This window comes from Pseudoalteromonas sp. J2K-J031, from assembly GCF_058197095.2.
The window spans coordinates 2026599-2040541 of sequence record NZ_CM200279.1; the positions used below are offsets into that span (position 1 = coordinate 2026599).

The 13943-nt window shown below is 40.0% G+C and carries 14 protein-coding genes; 5 read left to right on the top strand and 9 right to left on the bottom strand.

Annotated elements, in window-relative coordinates; all coding sequences use genetic code 11:
- Nucleotides 1-39 precede the first annotated feature (39 nt).
- From AC3KZC_RS09160 to seqA, 6 genes are all read right to left on the bottom strand, one after another.
- Nucleotides 40-1578 carry a dihydrolipoyllysine-residue acetyltransferase gene (locus tag AC3KZC_RS09160; protein WP_490577481.1) on the bottom strand — a complete coding sequence of 513 codons (1539 nt, stop codon included), beginning with the start codon at nucleotides 1576-1578 and terminating at the stop codon, nucleotides 40-42.
- Between the two features lie 9 nt (nucleotides 1579-1587).
- On the bottom strand, nucleotides 1588-2565 hold the full coding sequence (locus AC3KZC_RS09165) for an alpha-ketoacid dehydrogenase subunit beta (protein ID WP_490577482.1): 978 nt from the start codon (nucleotides 2563-2565) through the stop codon (nucleotides 1588-1590).
- Nucleotides 2565-3782, bottom strand: a complete 1218-nt coding sequence (locus tag AC3KZC_RS09170) for a thiamine pyrophosphate-dependent dehydrogenase E1 component subunit alpha (RefSeq protein WP_490577483.1) — start codon at nucleotides 3780-3782, stop codon at nucleotides 2565-2567. Before AC3KZC_RS09170 ends, AC3KZC_RS09165 begins: the two co-directional genes overlap by 1 nt.
- A 249-nt stretch (nucleotides 3783-4031) precedes the next feature.
- Nucleotides 4032-5063 carry a succinylglutamate desuccinylase gene (gene astE / locus AC3KZC_RS09175; RefSeq protein WP_490577484.1) on the bottom strand — a complete coding sequence of 344 codons (1032 nt, stop codon included), beginning with the start codon at nucleotides 5061-5063 and terminating at the stop codon, nucleotides 4032-4034.
- 70 nt (nucleotides 5064-5133) lie between these two features.
- Nucleotides 5134-6774 carry a phosphoglucomutase (alpha-D-glucose-1,6-bisphosphate-dependent) gene (gene pgm / locus AC3KZC_RS09180; protein WP_490577485.1) on the bottom strand — a complete coding sequence of 547 codons (1641 nt, stop codon included), beginning with the start codon at nucleotides 6772-6774 and terminating at the stop codon, nucleotides 5134-5136.
- A gap of 9 nt (nucleotides 6775-6783) precedes the next feature.
- Nucleotides 6784-7326 (bottom strand): replication initiation negative regulator SeqA, encoded by a 543-nt coding sequence (seqA, locus tag AC3KZC_RS09185; RefSeq protein WP_490577486.1) that lies wholly within the window; start codon nucleotides 7324-7326, stop codon nucleotides 6784-6786.
- Between the two features lie 137 nt (nucleotides 7327-7463).
- Between seqA and AC3KZC_RS09190 the strand changes: the two genes are divergently transcribed.
- The 5 genes from AC3KZC_RS09190 (at nucleotide 7464) to fur (ending at nucleotide 9894) form a co-directional block, all read left to right on the top strand.
- The gene (locus tag AC3KZC_RS09190) at nucleotides 7464-8237 is read left to right on the top strand and encodes an alpha/beta fold hydrolase (protein ID WP_490577487.1); all 774 of its coding nucleotides are present in this window, start codon (nucleotides 7464-7466) and stop codon (nucleotides 8235-8237) included.
- 52 nt (nucleotides 8238-8289) lie between these two features.
- A complete protein-coding gene (locus AC3KZC_RS09195) occupies nucleotides 8290-8511 on the top strand; it encodes a DUF2788 domain-containing protein (protein WP_490577488.1) in 222 nt (73 codons plus the stop codon).
- A 2-nt stretch (nucleotides 8512-8513) separates the two neighbouring features.
- Nucleotides 8514-8792 carry a LexA regulated protein gene (gene ybfE / locus AC3KZC_RS09200; protein ID WP_009839838.1) on the top strand — a complete coding sequence of 93 codons (279 nt, stop codon included), beginning with the start codon at nucleotides 8514-8516 and terminating at the stop codon, nucleotides 8790-8792.
- A gap of 13 nt (nucleotides 8793-8805) precedes the next feature.
- Nucleotides 8806-9333, top strand: a complete 528-nt coding sequence (fldA, locus tag AC3KZC_RS09205) for a flavodoxin FldA (protein ID WP_490577489.1) — start codon at nucleotides 8806-8808, stop codon at nucleotides 9331-9333.
- Between the two features lie 117 nt (nucleotides 9334-9450).
- Nucleotides 9451-9894: a ferric iron uptake transcriptional regulator gene (gene fur, locus AC3KZC_RS09210; protein ID WP_490577490.1), complete on the top strand. Its 444-nt coding sequence runs from the start codon at nucleotides 9451-9453 to the stop codon at nucleotides 9892-9894.
- Between the two features lie 84 nt (nucleotides 9895-9978).
- On the opposite strand, the gene glnS is transcribed toward fur, so the two are convergent.
- The 3 genes from glnS to sucC form a co-directional block, all read right to left on the bottom strand.
- Nucleotides 9979-11634, bottom strand: coding sequence for a glutamine--tRNA ligase (gene glnS / locus AC3KZC_RS09215; RefSeq protein ID WP_490577491.1), 1656 nt, complete (start codon nucleotides 11632-11634; stop codon nucleotides 9979-9981).
- Between the two features lie 165 nt (nucleotides 11635-11799).
- Entirely contained in the window at nucleotides 11800-12672 is an 873-nt protein-coding gene (gene sucD, locus AC3KZC_RS09220; protein ID WP_009839834.1) for a succinate--CoA ligase subunit alpha, read from the bottom strand.
- Nucleotides 12672-13838: an ADP-forming succinate--CoA ligase subunit beta gene (sucC, locus tag AC3KZC_RS09225; RefSeq protein WP_490577492.1), complete on the bottom strand. Its 1167-nt coding sequence runs from the start codon at nucleotides 13836-13838 to the stop codon at nucleotides 12672-12674. Before sucC ends, sucD begins: the two co-directional genes overlap by 1 nt.
- Nucleotides 13839-13943: the final 105 nt, after the last annotated feature.

Below are 13943 nucleotides of genomic sequence, written 5' to 3' on the forward strand. Positions count from 1 at the left end.
AAAAAACCCAGCTTTGCTGGGTTTTTATTACACAAACAATTAATGCATTGCCATTAACATTTTAGCTGGGTTTTCTAAGTAGTCTTTCCACAAATTATTAAAACGTGCAATAGTGCCGCCATCAATCACTCGGTGATCGCCCGACCAACTCACTTGCATGATTGCGCGAGATACCACATTACCCTTGTCATCAAAACGGGGTAAATGCTGTACTTTCCCCAATGCAACAATGGCCACTTCAGGTTTATTAATAATAGGTGTTGCCGTTGTACCACCAATAGCACCAATGTTTGAAATTGAAATCGTGCCCCCTTTCAAATCATCTGGCGCAACACGCCCTTCTCGGGCTGAATCGGTCAAACGACTTATTTCTTGTGCGATATCAACAATACTTTTAGCTTGGCATTGCTTTATGTTTGGCACTAACAAGCCTATTTTAGAATCAACCGCCATGCCGATATTATGATCGGTAAAATAGGTTAATTCAGTACACTCGTCATTCACTTGGCTGTTAAGCACAGGAAATTGCGTGATAGCCAGTGATAATGCTTTTACAAAAAAAGGCATCATAGTTAGCTTAACGCCCTGATCTTGATACTGTTGCTTTAATTGCAAGCGTAAGGCAATAATTTGCGTTAAATCGATTTCATCACTAAAGGTAAAATGCGGAATTGTCGTGACCGATGCCACCATTTGTTTCGCCATAGCCGCTTTAATACCACGAATTGGCTCTACTCTTGAAGCATTACCTGAAACAACCGTTGGCACTTTAGTTTCAGCCGGTTGCATTGACTGAGCTTGTTTTGGTAAAGATAAGTAGCGTTCGATGTCTTCTTTAAAGACTCGACCATTTTTACCTGTGCCCGGCACTTCAGATAAATCAACATCTAACTCCCGTGCACGTCGTCTAACTGCAGGTGATGCTAATGCTTTACCTTGAGCAGCCTTTGTGACTTGCGCCATTGTATTAGGATTACCAGCAACCACCACAGGTGTAATTTGCGAAGTCACTTCCATTGGTTTAGTTTGCGCTAAACGCATTTGGAAAATTGGGCTATGTACTTTAGCAATATCCCCTTTGGCATAATAAAGCTTTTCAACAATACCACTGTACTTTGCAGGAATTTGCACCAGTGCTTTATCAGTCATCACATCACAGACTGCTTGGTCTTCTTCGATATGCTGCCCTTCTGTTACTAACCAATCAACAATTTCACACTCAACAATGCCTTCACCAATATCGGGTAAGATAAAGTCTTCAAGCAAATCAGCGTGCGCTACTGTTGTTGCTGTTGCAGTATTGGATTGTTCTGATGGCGCGCTTTGTTTTGGCACATCACCTGCCACTGACATCGCAAAAAGAGGAGAATGCACTTTGGCAATTTCCCCTTTTTGGTAATACAGTTTAGAAATTACACCCGAATGTACAGCTGGGATCTGCACAAGTGCTTTATCCGTCATCACATCACAAATGGGCTGATCTTCACTAACGGTATCACCTTCTGCAACGAGCCATTCTACGACTTCACATTCAACAATGCCTTCACCAATATCTGGTAATATAAAATCTTGCGTCATGAGTAATCCTTAAAATGAGACTGAGTGTTTAATCGCACTGAGCACTTTAAGTGCATCGGGTACATATTCTTTTTCGAGCGCTAACGGGTATGGGGTATCAAGACCACAAACACGTAAAATAGGCGATTCAAGATGTAAGAAGCAGTGCTGTTGGATCGTTGCGGCAATTTCAGCACCAAAACCATTGGTGATTGGCGCTTCATGGCTCACCACTAAACGACCCGTTTTAATGACCGATTGTGCAACTGTCTCTCTGTCCCAAGGCAAAATACTACGCAAATCAATAATTTCGCAACTTATGCCATCTTGCTCAGCCAATTTAGCTGCTTGCTCAATGATTTCCATCTGAGCACCCCAAGCAAGTAAAGTCACATCTTTACCCTCTTTAACTACTTCGGCTTTACCTAATTCAATGGTGTAATCTTCAGTTGGCACTTCACCGATAGAGGCACGATACAAGCGTTTTGGTTCAAAAAATAATACTGGGTTATCGTCTAAAATAGCGGCACGTAGCAACCCTTTGGCTTGATGTGGATTACGTGGCACCACAATTTTAATACCCGGAGTATGGGCAAAATACGCTTCTGGTGATTGCGAATGGTATAAACCACCTGCAATACCACCGCCGTAAGGGGTACGAATTGTTAATTTACCAACATTAAATTCATTACCACTGCGATAACGAAACTTGGCGGTTTCATTTACGATTTGGTCAAAAGCCGGGAAAATATAATCAGCAAACTGGATCTCTGCGATTGTAGGCGCACCAAATGCAGCTAAGCCATTGGCAAACCCTAAAATACCTTGTTCTGTTAAAGGAGTATTAAATACGCGATGACGGCCGTAACGCTCTTGTAAGCCTGAGGTTGCACGAAATACGCCACCAAAATGACCCACATCCTCACCAAAAATACAGGTGTTTGGATGCTCGGCCATCGAAATATCTAGCGCAGAGTTAATTGCCTGCAGCATGTTCATCTGAGCCATTATTTAATTCTCCCTGAAGTTGTAGGGTAAGCCTGAGGATGTGCCAAAATATGCTGTTTTAACTCGTCATATTGTTCAACTAGTAACGGGATTGGCTCGTCATACACATCTGAAATTAAGCTTTCTAATGCAGGTTTAGCAATTTTTTCTGCCACTTTTACAGCTTCAAGAATGCTTTCGCGGATTTTTTCTTTTTCGCTTTCGTCGGCAGCTTCATCAAGCCATTCTTTGGCAATTAACCACTTTTTAAAACGTGCAATTGGACAATTGAGCTGCTGTGACGCTTCTTCTTCTTTTGAACGATAACCAGATGGATCGTCAGACGTTGAATGCGCCCCTAAGCGATATGCAATTGATTCAATTAATACCGGCTCACCGGTTTTAGCACAAATTTTACGCGCGGCCTGTGTTGCAGCAAACACAGCTAATGCATCAGCGCCATCAACACGAATGGTTTTAATCCCATATCCCACACCACGCGACGCAATACCATCACCTGCGAATTGTTCATCGGCAGGTGTTGAAATGGCATAACCATTATTGCGGGCAAAAAAGATAACCGGCGCTTTTAAAACCGCTGCCATATTTAAACCAGCGTGAAAATCGCCTTCAGATGCGGCACCTTCACCAAAATAACAGATGGTAATATTGTCAATTTCAGAAGCAAGCTCACCGGTTGCAGCATCAATATGCTTTAATTTTTGTCCATAAGCATGACCACTGGCTTGAGGGATTTGAGTGCCTAAAGGCGATGAAATGGTCATGTAATTTAATGCACTTGAGCCATAGTGAATTGGCATTTGTCTGCCTTTTCCTAAATCGCGCTCATTTGAGAACATTTGGTTCATAAACTGTTCGAGGCTAAAACCACGGTAATGTAACGCCGCTTGTTCGCGGTACTGCGCCATGATCATATCGTCTTGATCAAGTGCAGCAGCACTGGCTGTCACAGCAGCTTCTTCGCCAAGGCACTGCATGTAAAAACTGATCCGACCTTGGCGCTGCGCAGCTTGCATTCTCTCATCGAGCATGCGAATAAAACGCATGGTGTGATAGAGGCGCAGTGCAGTTTCTTGATTAATGTCTGGCACAGTTGCGCCAGGATAAACGTCACCATTTTCACTTAATATTTTAAGTGTTGGAATATTGAGCGCATGACCATCAATAAATGACAGTTCATGGTGAATATTCAAGGACACGTTATTGGGATTCGTCATAACCTTCCTACTCTGTTGTTGTGCAGTCGCTACATTATTATTAATTTATTGTGTTGCCATTTTGGTAGAACTGAAAAATTAATTCATTAAACCAAGAAAGAATGAATAATTCAGTTAATTTAAAAAATCAAAATTATTTATTCGTTCAGTTAGCGTACTAAATATCATTAAAACTGCACTGACTTTACGTTAACGTAAACGGATATTCAACTAATTTTAGTTGAACATCCGCAGAGTATGGAAAGAATTTTATACGAGGTTTTGAAATTGAGTTAAAGGAATAACGGTGAGTACTGCACGCTGGCCTAATGCAACGTTAGCATTAGGAAATATAACTGCTTCACCTTCAACTTCAGCAAAATATTGAGTTTCGCCATCATGGGCCAACAAAGCACCTTTTGAAAAACCGGTAAAGTTTTCAACATCTTCACCAAAGCTAAAACTAAACGCCTCTTGTGTACGATTAATTGCACGATGTACTTCAAACAACTCGAAATCCGATAGATTAAATTCTGGATATTCAACTTCTTTTTGGCTAATTAATGCAGCCAAACTCCGCTTACACTGCATAAAACGGCTCATGTCATTGTGGCCAAACGGTTTTACTTGTCCAAGCTCAACAGTAAACGCATCAGCACCAAACTGATGCGATGAGTAATAACTAAAGGTTGTTGCCGCAGATTTCATCATTAATACAGTATTAACCCCACACGCTAATAAAAAGCTCAACTGTTCTTTTTTCCAAGGCTTACCATGTAAAAAAGGATACACAGCAAACTTTTCATTTTTAGAACCTCGAATTGCCGTATGTAAATCATAATGATAACGGCGACGTCCAGCTTCAGTGGCATTAAAAAAATCAGCAACATAGCGCTCTAATTTTGCAGCACGGACACGTTCATTATTCGCAGGAGCTTGAGTATGCGCACCACTGAATAAACGATTTAAGTTTTCTTCAACAAATCGGTCGCCAATATTAATCGATGCAGGATTGCCAAATATAAACATCACGCGCTGTGAAAGCACAAGCTTGCCTTCAATGATTGCTTTGATCAGTTGATCACAAATCTCAATCGGTGCGGTTTCATTACCATGAATTGCGCTTGAAATAATCACGTCTTTATTGGTGTGCTGTGATGGCTCAAACTGGATCACACCAGTGTCAATAATGGACACTTGCGTACCATTTTTTAATGTAAATTGGCCTGGAGCTAAATGCCATTCATGCTGGCGTGATAGCGATAAAAAATCGCCATCGGTCTGTAATTGTGTGAGATACATGAGACGTCCTTTGAACAAATTTTAGATAACAAAAAGGCGGTCTAAGCCGCCTTTATCATTTTAGTGATGATTAACTAATCACTGAATCAACCAACGCACGCGCTTCTTTTTCAAGTAACGCTAAGTGCTCTTCGCCTTTGAATGATTCTAAATAGATTTTATAAATATCTTCTGTGCCTGAAGGCCTCGCAGCAAACCAACCGTTTTCGGTCACTACTTTTAAGCCACCAATGGCCGCACCATTACCCGGTGCATGGGTTAATTTGGCTAAGATCGGATCGCCCGCAAGTGTTGTAGCGGTTAAATCACTGGCTTTTAATTTACCTAATTTCGCTTTTTGCTCACGATTGGCTGCAGCATCAAGACGACGGTAAATCGGAGCACCAAATTCTTGCTCAAGCTTACGATACAATTGGCTAGGTGTTTTTCCTGTTACAGCTAATATCTCCGCAGCAAGTAAGCCTAAAATAAAGCCATCTTTATCAGTATTCCATACTGTGCCATCTAATCGTAAAAACGAAGCACCTGCGCTTTCTTCACCACCAAATGCAATGCTCGCGTTTGCAAGTCCTTCAACAAACCACTTAAAACCAACCGGGACTTCTTGCACTTGACGGTTATTACGCACAACCACTTTATCAATCATGGCACTTGAAACCAGTGTTTTACCAATTTTGGCTGATGTAGGCCATTGTTTACGGTGCGATAATAAGTAATCGATTGCGACCGCTAAAAAGTGATTAGGATTCATTAAGCCGTCGGCTGTTACTATGCCGTGGCGGTCATAATCAGGATCATTACCAATACCGATATCAAATTTGTCTTTAATCGCAATTAAATTAGCCATCGCATAGGGTGAGGAACAATCCATGCGAATTTTGCCATCTTTATCAAGGCTCATAAAACCAAATGCTGGATCAACAATGTTATTCACTACGGTTAAATTAAGATTGTATTTTTTGGCAATAACAGGCCAAAAATTAATCCCAGAGCCCCCTAATGGATCAACACCAATTGTGACCCCTGATTCTGCAATTGCTTTTAAGTTAATTACGTTTTCAAGATCATCAACATAAGGCGTAATAAGGTCTTGATATTTTACAAACCCTGAACGCGCAGCTTTGGCAAAAGGAAAAATCTCAACTTCAACCAAGTCTTCTAATAATAGGTGATTGGCTCTATCTTCAACCCATTTAGTAATATCAGTATCTGCAGGGCCGCCGTTTGGTGGATTGTATTTAAACCCACCATCTTGCGGTGGGTTATGCGATGGTGTAACCACTATACCATCTGCTAATTCATGGGGGTTCTTTTGATTATGTGTCACGATTGCATGACTGATGACCGGTGTTGGCGTAAAATCATCATTTTCTTGCACAATAACTTGCACTTCGTTGGCAACCAGCACTTCAATTGCCGAGTTAAATGCAGCTTCTGATAAGGCGTGCGTATCTTTACCCAAGAACAATGGTCCAAAAATTCCATTTTGACGACGGTAATCACAAATAGCTTGAGTTACGGCCAAAATATGCGACTCATTAAACTGGGTATTAAACGAACACCCACGGTGACCTGAAGTACCAAAAGCAACTTTTTGCTCCGGAAACTCTTCAACATCAGGTTCGTTTAAATAGTAAGCCGATATTAATTTTGGAACATTAACTAAATCTTGCTGCTGCGCTAACTGTCCCGCTCTTGGGTGAATTGCCATTTTCTTTCCTTATAAATAATCGCGAATAATTTCAGCTTGCTCATTAGTGTAACCTAATGATATTGCAACTTCGTGTAACATCATTTTTTTACGTGTGGTATTGGAGTTTGTCATCACCCAGTAAGTACTATCGGGAATATTTTTAGGGTTCATGCTGTTACCCCCTTCAATTAATTCCTCTTTGCTACTGGCGAAATAAATTCGATCGCGCCCTTTTATATCAAGTACCACTTTAAAATCTTTTTTATGAGTGCGATAAAAAGCAGCTAAAATAAACAAAAATCGACCAACAGCGCCCTTTTGCATCGCAAGCTCTTCTTTATTAAGGATATTAAATACATTTCCTTTATAAGGCACGACTGGCTGAGGCGGTTGTGGCAATGAAACGGGTTGTTCTGTTATACCTTCTTCAGTTGTAGTCGGTATTAACACAGGATCTGACTGGGACAAATTTAATAAACGACGCAATATTTGAGAAGCACTTTCACCAATACTTTGAGTATTGCTTGCAATGTACTGATATAGCTCGTCATCTATTTCTATTTTTTTCATGTTTTTCCTATCTGAGATGCTATTTCAATTAGCTCAATCGCCGATAATTATATCCTGATTTTTAATATTACTCTATGGTTTGCTTTTTCTAATTTGGATGGGCAAAATGTCGGCCAAATTATTGGTTTAGGATAGAGATGACATTACATTATCAACAATTTGGCCTAGGAGCTGATGTTATCGTCATTCATGGCTTATTTGGCTCATTAGAGAATTTAAATGTCATCAGTAAAGCGCTTAGTACAGATTATAAAGTAACGGCTGTTGATCTTAGAAATCATGGTCAATCGCCTCACCACACTAAGATGAATTACTCGGCAATGGCTGAAGATATCTTTCAATTAATGGACAACCTCAACATTGAACATGCTCATTTTGTTGGGCACTCTATGGGTGGAAAAGTAGCAATGCAATGTGCCCTTACCCATTCACAACGTGTTGATAAATTAGTTGTACTTGATATCGCTCCTGTCACATACACAACGCGCCGCCATGATAGTGTCTTTGATGGTTTGTTTGCGGTAAGTGGGCAACATATCAGCAATAGAAAACAAGCTGATGCTATTTTAAGCCAATCAATTCCAGAAGCCGGTGTACGCCAATTTTTACTCAAAAGTTTAATCAAGTGTGAAAATGGGCACCAATGGAAGTTTAATCATACAGTTTTAAAACAAGAATATGATAACATCCTCGCCGCACCTGCAGGGGGAACATTTGACAAACCGACCTTATTTTTAAAAGGCAGTGAGTCTGATTATATTAATGCATCACAAAAGCCAACATTTTTAGAGTTATTCCCTAAATGTCAGGCTAAAATTATTCATGGCACTGGCCATTGGCTACATGCAGAAAAACCGACAGCAGTAAATAATGCAATTACTGCTTTTTTATTGAGTGAGTACACTAAATAAATCAAAGTTTTTATGCTATAGTGCCCGCCGTTTATTTGATAGGTCGAAAATTGTGCTCAGTAAACTAATCAATGAATTCGAAACTTTAGGGTTATACTTTGCCTTAGCTGGTATTTTCTTTTTTATCGGTATGGCAATCCAAGATGTTTTGAAAAAAGGTGACGTACCTAAGTTTGGTCGCGCTATTGTATGGCTGGTATTATTCCTTGGCTGTTCAGGCTTCATTGCTAAGGGTCTGATCCAAGTGTTTTGGCAAGGTGCTGGAGTTGGTTAACCATGGCCAAAGCTGAAACTGATAGAATTACTATTGACTTATTTGAAGATGATAAACGCCCAGGCAGACCAAAAACAAACCCTCTGCCAAGAGATTTACAACTTAAAGTCAATAAGCGTAACCAATTAAAACGTGACAAAGCACGTGGTTTAAAGCGAGTCGAATTTAAAATTTCTTCTGAGCTTTACCAAGCCTTAAATGATATGGCTGATGCGCAACAAATCAGCCGCAGTGCTTTGATTGAAACCATTTTGCAAGAGAAACTAGCTTTAGATAGATAAAAGGTTATTAGATATGGCAAGCGTAGGCATATTTTTTGGAAGTGATACCGGTAATACCGAGCATGTAGCTAAACAAATCCAAAAAGAATTGGGTAAAAAATTAGTCGATGTGTTTGATATCGCTAAAAGTAGTAAAGAACAGATCGCGGAATTTGATTTGTTGTTATTTGGTATCCCAACTTGGTACTACGGTGAAGCTCAATGTGATTGGGATGATTTTTTTCCTGAACTAGAAGAGATCGATTTTGATGGTAAATTAGCAGCTATTTTTGGCTGTGGCGATCAAGAAGATTATTCAGAGTATTTCCTTGATGCAATGGGCATGGTACGTGACATTGTAGAAAAAAAAGGTGGTGTGATTATTGGCCATTGGCCTACAAAAGACTACCAGTTTGAAGCATCTAAAGCCCTTGTTGATAACGATCACTTTGTTGGGCTAGGTATTGACGAAGATCGTCAGCCTGAGCTTACTGAGCAACGTATTAAACAATGGTGTAAGCAAGTTTACGAAGAAATGTGTCTTGCAGAGTTAGAAGATTAACAGTAGATTAAAGCAAACTAACACGTTAGTTTGCTTCCATTTTATTTAGCAGTAATAGTTTGTCGTCGTGTAACAACTAGTTTTTTGCTGCCAGAACCTGAATCGAGAACGGAATTAATGCCAGATCATAACTTAGAGTTAAAAAAAGCCGGTCTAAAAGTAACGTTACCGCGTATTAAGATTTTAGAAATTCTGCAATTACCAGAAAATCAACACATTAGTGCGGAAGATGTTTATAAAGTTCTATTAGAGAAAGGCGAAGAAATTGGTCTTGCAACTGTCTACCGAGTGTTAAACCAATTTGATGATGCAGGTATTGTATCGCGTCATCATTTTGAAGGCGGTAAATCTGTTTTTGAACTATCTGGGATCACTCACCACGATCATTTAGTTTGTTTAAAATGTGGTAAGGTTGTCGAGTTCGAAGACGATTTAATTGAAAATCGACAGATTGAAATTGCCTCTAGCAATGGGATCAAGCTTACAAATCATTCTCTGTATTTATATGGTGAATGTGAAGATGCCGCGGCATGTAAAGCATTTTCAGAGAGTAATAGTTAATTTTTTACTACCTATAAAAAAAGCTCCTTTTAGGAGCTTTTTTTATAGGTCAATTTTTAAAGTTGAATACAGTGATGAACCGTATTAATTATTTTCCCATGTATCTCGTAATCCAACTGTTTGATTAAAAACCAAACCATCCGATTTATTATCACGACAGAAATACCCTGTACGCTCAAATTGATACGATTGCTCTTTTTGCGCTAACGCTAAAGAAGGTTCTAATACTGCATTTTTCACAATCACTAAAGAACTTGGATTGATCACTGTTGCATAATCTTCTGCCGTAGCTGGGTTTGGTACGTTAAATAACCGGTCATATAAACGCACTTCGGCTGCAATACCATGACTTGCAGAAACCCAATGGATCACGCCTTTCACCTTACGGCCATCAGCTGGATTCTTACCTAATGTCTCAGGATCATAACTACAAATAATTGTAGTTATATTGCCCTGCTCGTCTTGCTCAATCCGTTCTGCTTTTATTACATAAGCGTTACGTAAACGAACTTCTTTACCGAGCACTAAACGTTTAAATTGTTTATTAGCTTCAACTTTAAAATCATCCGCTTCGATGAAAAGCGTGTGTGTAAACGGAAGTTCACGATGACCCATTTCTTCTTTATTTGGATGATTAGCGGCTGTCAACATTTCAACTTGATCAACTGGGTAATTCTCAATTACAACTTTAACCGGGTTAAGAACGGCCATAGCGCGCCCTGCTGACTCGTTTAAATCTTCACGAACACAAGCCTCCAACATGCCCATTTCAACCATGTTTTCTTGCTTGGTGATCCCGATACGTTTGCTAAATTCGCGTAATGATGACGCAGGGTAACCACGACGACGAAGACCCGCTATGGTTGGCATACGTGGGTCGTCCCAACCATCCACATGCTTGTCTTCAACTAAACTTTGTAGTTTACGCTTAGACATCAAGGTATATTCAAGATTTAAGCGTGAAAACTCAATTTGTTGCGGATGGCAATCGATAGAAATATTATCAAGTACCCAATCATATAAACGACGGTTATCTTGGAACTCTAACGTACATAGCGAATGGGTAATGCCTTCCAGTGCGTCCGAAATGCAATGCGTGAAGTCATACATAGGGTAAATACACCATTTATCGCCAGTTTGGTGATGATGTGCAAATCGAATACGATAGATAATAGGATCGCGTAAAACCATAAATGAGCTAGCCATATCAATTTTGGCACGTAAAACACACTCACCTTCTTTAAAACCACCCGCTTTCATTTTTGCAAATAAGGCTAAGTTATCTTCAACAGGAGAATCACGATAGGGGCTATTTTTACCTGCTTCGGTCAACGTACCGCGATATTCACGTGCTTGCTCAGGTGTAAGAAAACAAACATATGCTAACCCTTTGGTGATCAGCTCAACTGCATAGGCATATAACTGGTCAAAGTAGTTTGATGAATATTGAATGTCACCATCCCACTGGAAACCTAACCACTTCACATCTTCTTGAATTGAATTTACAAAGTCGATATCTTCTTTTTCTGGATTAGTATCATCGAAGCGTAAATTACATTTACCTTGGTAATCTTGAGCAATACCAAAGTTTAAACAAATCGATTTTGCATGACCAATGTGAAGGTAGCCATTTGGTTCAGGTGGAAAACGAGTATAAGTACTAGTGTGTTTTCCTGATGCGAGATCTTTATCAATAAGCGTACGGATAAAGTTGCTTGGGCGATGTTCAATTTCCGCCATGGAATAAGTTTCCTCTGAGTGTTTTGCAAAAAAAATACTGCGCCATTATTGCAAATCTAAAAGGTTTCGAACAGGTTTAATCACATAATTACTGAGATATTTGTACTTCTTTAGCCAATAAAAAAGGCTACAAACGTAGCCTTTTTTTAGATAAAACCAAACTGATTACCAGCCTGTTTTCTCTTTAAGTGCTTTACCGATGTCAGCAAGTGAACGAACAGTTTTAACACCTGCAGCTTCTAACGCTGCAAATTTCTCAACTGCTGTGCCTTTACCGCCAGCGATGATTGCACCAGCATGACCCATACGCTTGCCTTCTGGTGCAGTAACACCAGCAATGTAAGACACAACTGGCTTAGTAACGTGTGCTTTGATGTATTCAGCAGCTTCTTCTTCTGCTGTACCACCGATTTCACCGATCATTACGATAGCTTCAGTTTGTGGATCTTCTTGGAATAATTTAAGTACGTCAATGAAGTTTGTACCTGGGATTGGATCCCCACCGATACCAACACATGTTGACTGACCAAAACCGTAATCTGTAGTTTGTTTAACAGCTTCGTACGTTAAAGTACCTGAGCGAGAAACGATACCTACTTTACCCGGTAAATGGATGTGGCCTGGCATGATACCAATTTTAGTTTCGCCTGGCGTGATAACACCTGGGCAGTTAGGGCCGATCATACGAACGCCTGTTTGCTCAAGTTTAACTTTCACGTCAACCATATCTAAAGTAGGAATACCTTCAGTGATACAAACGATTAACTCAATACCTGCATCGATTGCTTCTAAGATAGCATCTTTACAAAATGGTGCTGGTACATAAATTACAGATGCAGTTGCACCCGTTGCATCTACAGCATCACGTACTGTGTTAAATACAGGTAGACCTAAATGCGTTTGACCGCCTTTACCTGGGCTTACGCCACCTACCATTTGTGTACCATAAGCAATTGCTTGCTCAGAGTGGAAAGTACCTTGACCGCCAGTGAAACCTTGGCAGATTACTTTAGTATCTTTATTAATTAATACAGACATTATTTGCTCTCCGCAGCAGCAACTACTTTTTCAGCAGCATCAGTTAATGATTCAGCAGCAATGATAGCTAAACCAGAGTTTGCTAATACTTGACGGCCTAATTCTGCGTTAGTACCTTCTAAACGAACAACTACTGGAATTGTTACGCCTACTTCTTTCACTGCACCAATGATACCTTCGGCGATCATGTCACAACGAACGATACCACCAAAAATGTTAACTAAAACAGCTTTAACATTTGAGTCAGAAAGAATGATTTTGAATGCTTCAGCAACACGTTCTTTTGTTGCGCCGCCGCCTACGTCTAGGAAGTTGGCTGGTTTTCCACCGTGAAGGTTAACAATGTCCATCGTACCCATTGCTAAACCAGCACCGTTAACCATACAACCAACGTTACCATCTAATGCAACGTAGTTAAGTTCCCATTGTGCCGCTTGTGCTTCGCGCTCATCTTCTTGAGATGGATCGCGCATTGCACGGATTTTTGGTTGACGATATAACGCATTGCCATCCACACCAATTTTACCATCTAAACAATGTAAATTACCTTGCTCAGTGATTACTAACGGGTTGATTTCTAATAATGCGAAGTCAAAATCGTTGAACATTTTAGCAAGACCCATAAAGATCTTAGTAAATTGTTTCATTTGCTCTGGATTTAAACCAAGTTTAAAACCTAATTCACGTGCTTGGTAAGCTTGTGGGCCTACTAATGGATCAATGATAGCTTTATGAATTAACTCTGGAGTTTCTTCAGCAACTTTCTCAATCTCAACACCACCTTCAGTAGAGGCCATGAACACAACTTTACGTGAACCACGGTCTACAACAGCGCCAAGATATAATTCATTTGCGATATCAGTACAGCTTTCTACTAAGATTTTGGAAACTGGTTGGCCATTTGCATCAGTTTGGTAAGTAACTAAATTTTTACCTAACCAGTGCTGTGCGAATTCTTTGATTTCTTCTTTAGTTTTAACTAGCTTTACACCGCCAGCTTTACCGCGTCCGCCTGCGTGAACTTGAGTTTTAACAACCCACATATTTCCGCCGATTTTATCAGCAGCTTCAGCAGCTTCTTGAGGAGTGTCACAAGCGAAACCCTCAGATACAGGTAAACCATATTCGGCAAACAGTTGTTTTGCCTGATACTCATGCAAATTCATGATGTTTTATCCAATGTTTTTTACTAAAAGGGCTAATTATTAAACTAATAATTAACCATCCCAAATTGCGCAGGTAGTATAGATCTGCAAGTGTTACAATGAAAC

Bases quoted from the DNA above. Each gene is read 5' to 3' on its own strand.
- AC3KZC_RS09160 (WP_490577481.1), bottom strand. From the start codon at position 1,578: ATGACGCAAGATTTTATATTACCAGATATTGGTGAAGGCATTGTTGAA.
- AC3KZC_RS09165 (WP_490577482.1), bottom strand. From the start codon at position 2,565: ATGGCTCAGATGAACATGCTGCAGGCAATTAACTCTGCGCTAGATATT.
- AC3KZC_RS09170 (WP_490577483.1), bottom strand. From the start codon at position 3,782: ATGACGAATCCCAATAACGTGTCCTTGAATATTCACCATGAACTGTCA.
- astE (WP_490577484.1), bottom strand. From the start codon at position 5,063: ATGTATCTCACACAATTACAGACCGATGGCGATTTTTTATCGCTATCA.
- pgm (WP_490577485.1), bottom strand. From the start codon at position 6,774: ATGGCAATTCACCCAAGAGCGGGACAGTTAGCGCAGCAGCAAGATTTA.
- seqA (WP_490577486.1), bottom strand. From the start codon at position 7,326: ATGAAAAAAATAGAAATAGATGACGAGCTATATCAGTACATTGCAAGC.
- AC3KZC_RS09190 (WP_490577487.1), top strand. From the start codon at position 7,464: ATGACATTACATTATCAACAATTTGGCCTAGGAGCTGATGTTATCGTC.
- ybfE (WP_009839838.1), top strand. From the start codon at position 8,514: ATGGCCAAAGCTGAAACTGATAGAATTACTATTGACTTATTTGAAGAT.
- fldA (WP_490577489.1), top strand. From the start codon at position 8,806: ATGGCAAGCGTAGGCATATTTTTTGGAAGTGATACCGGTAATACCGAG.
- fur (WP_490577490.1), top strand. From the start codon at position 9,451: ATGCCAGATCATAACTTAGAGTTAAAAAAAGCCGGTCTAAAAGTAACG.
- glnS (WP_490577491.1), bottom strand. From the start codon at position 11,634: ATGGCGGAAATTGAACATCGCCCAAGCAACTTTATCCGTACGCTTATT.
- sucD (WP_009839834.1), bottom strand. From the start codon at position 12,672: ATGTCTGTATTAATTAATAAAGATACTAAAGTAATCTGCCAAGGTTTC.
- sucC (WP_490577492.1), bottom strand. From the start codon at position 13,838: ATGAATTTGCATGAGTATCAGGCAAAACAACTGTTTGCCGAATATGGT.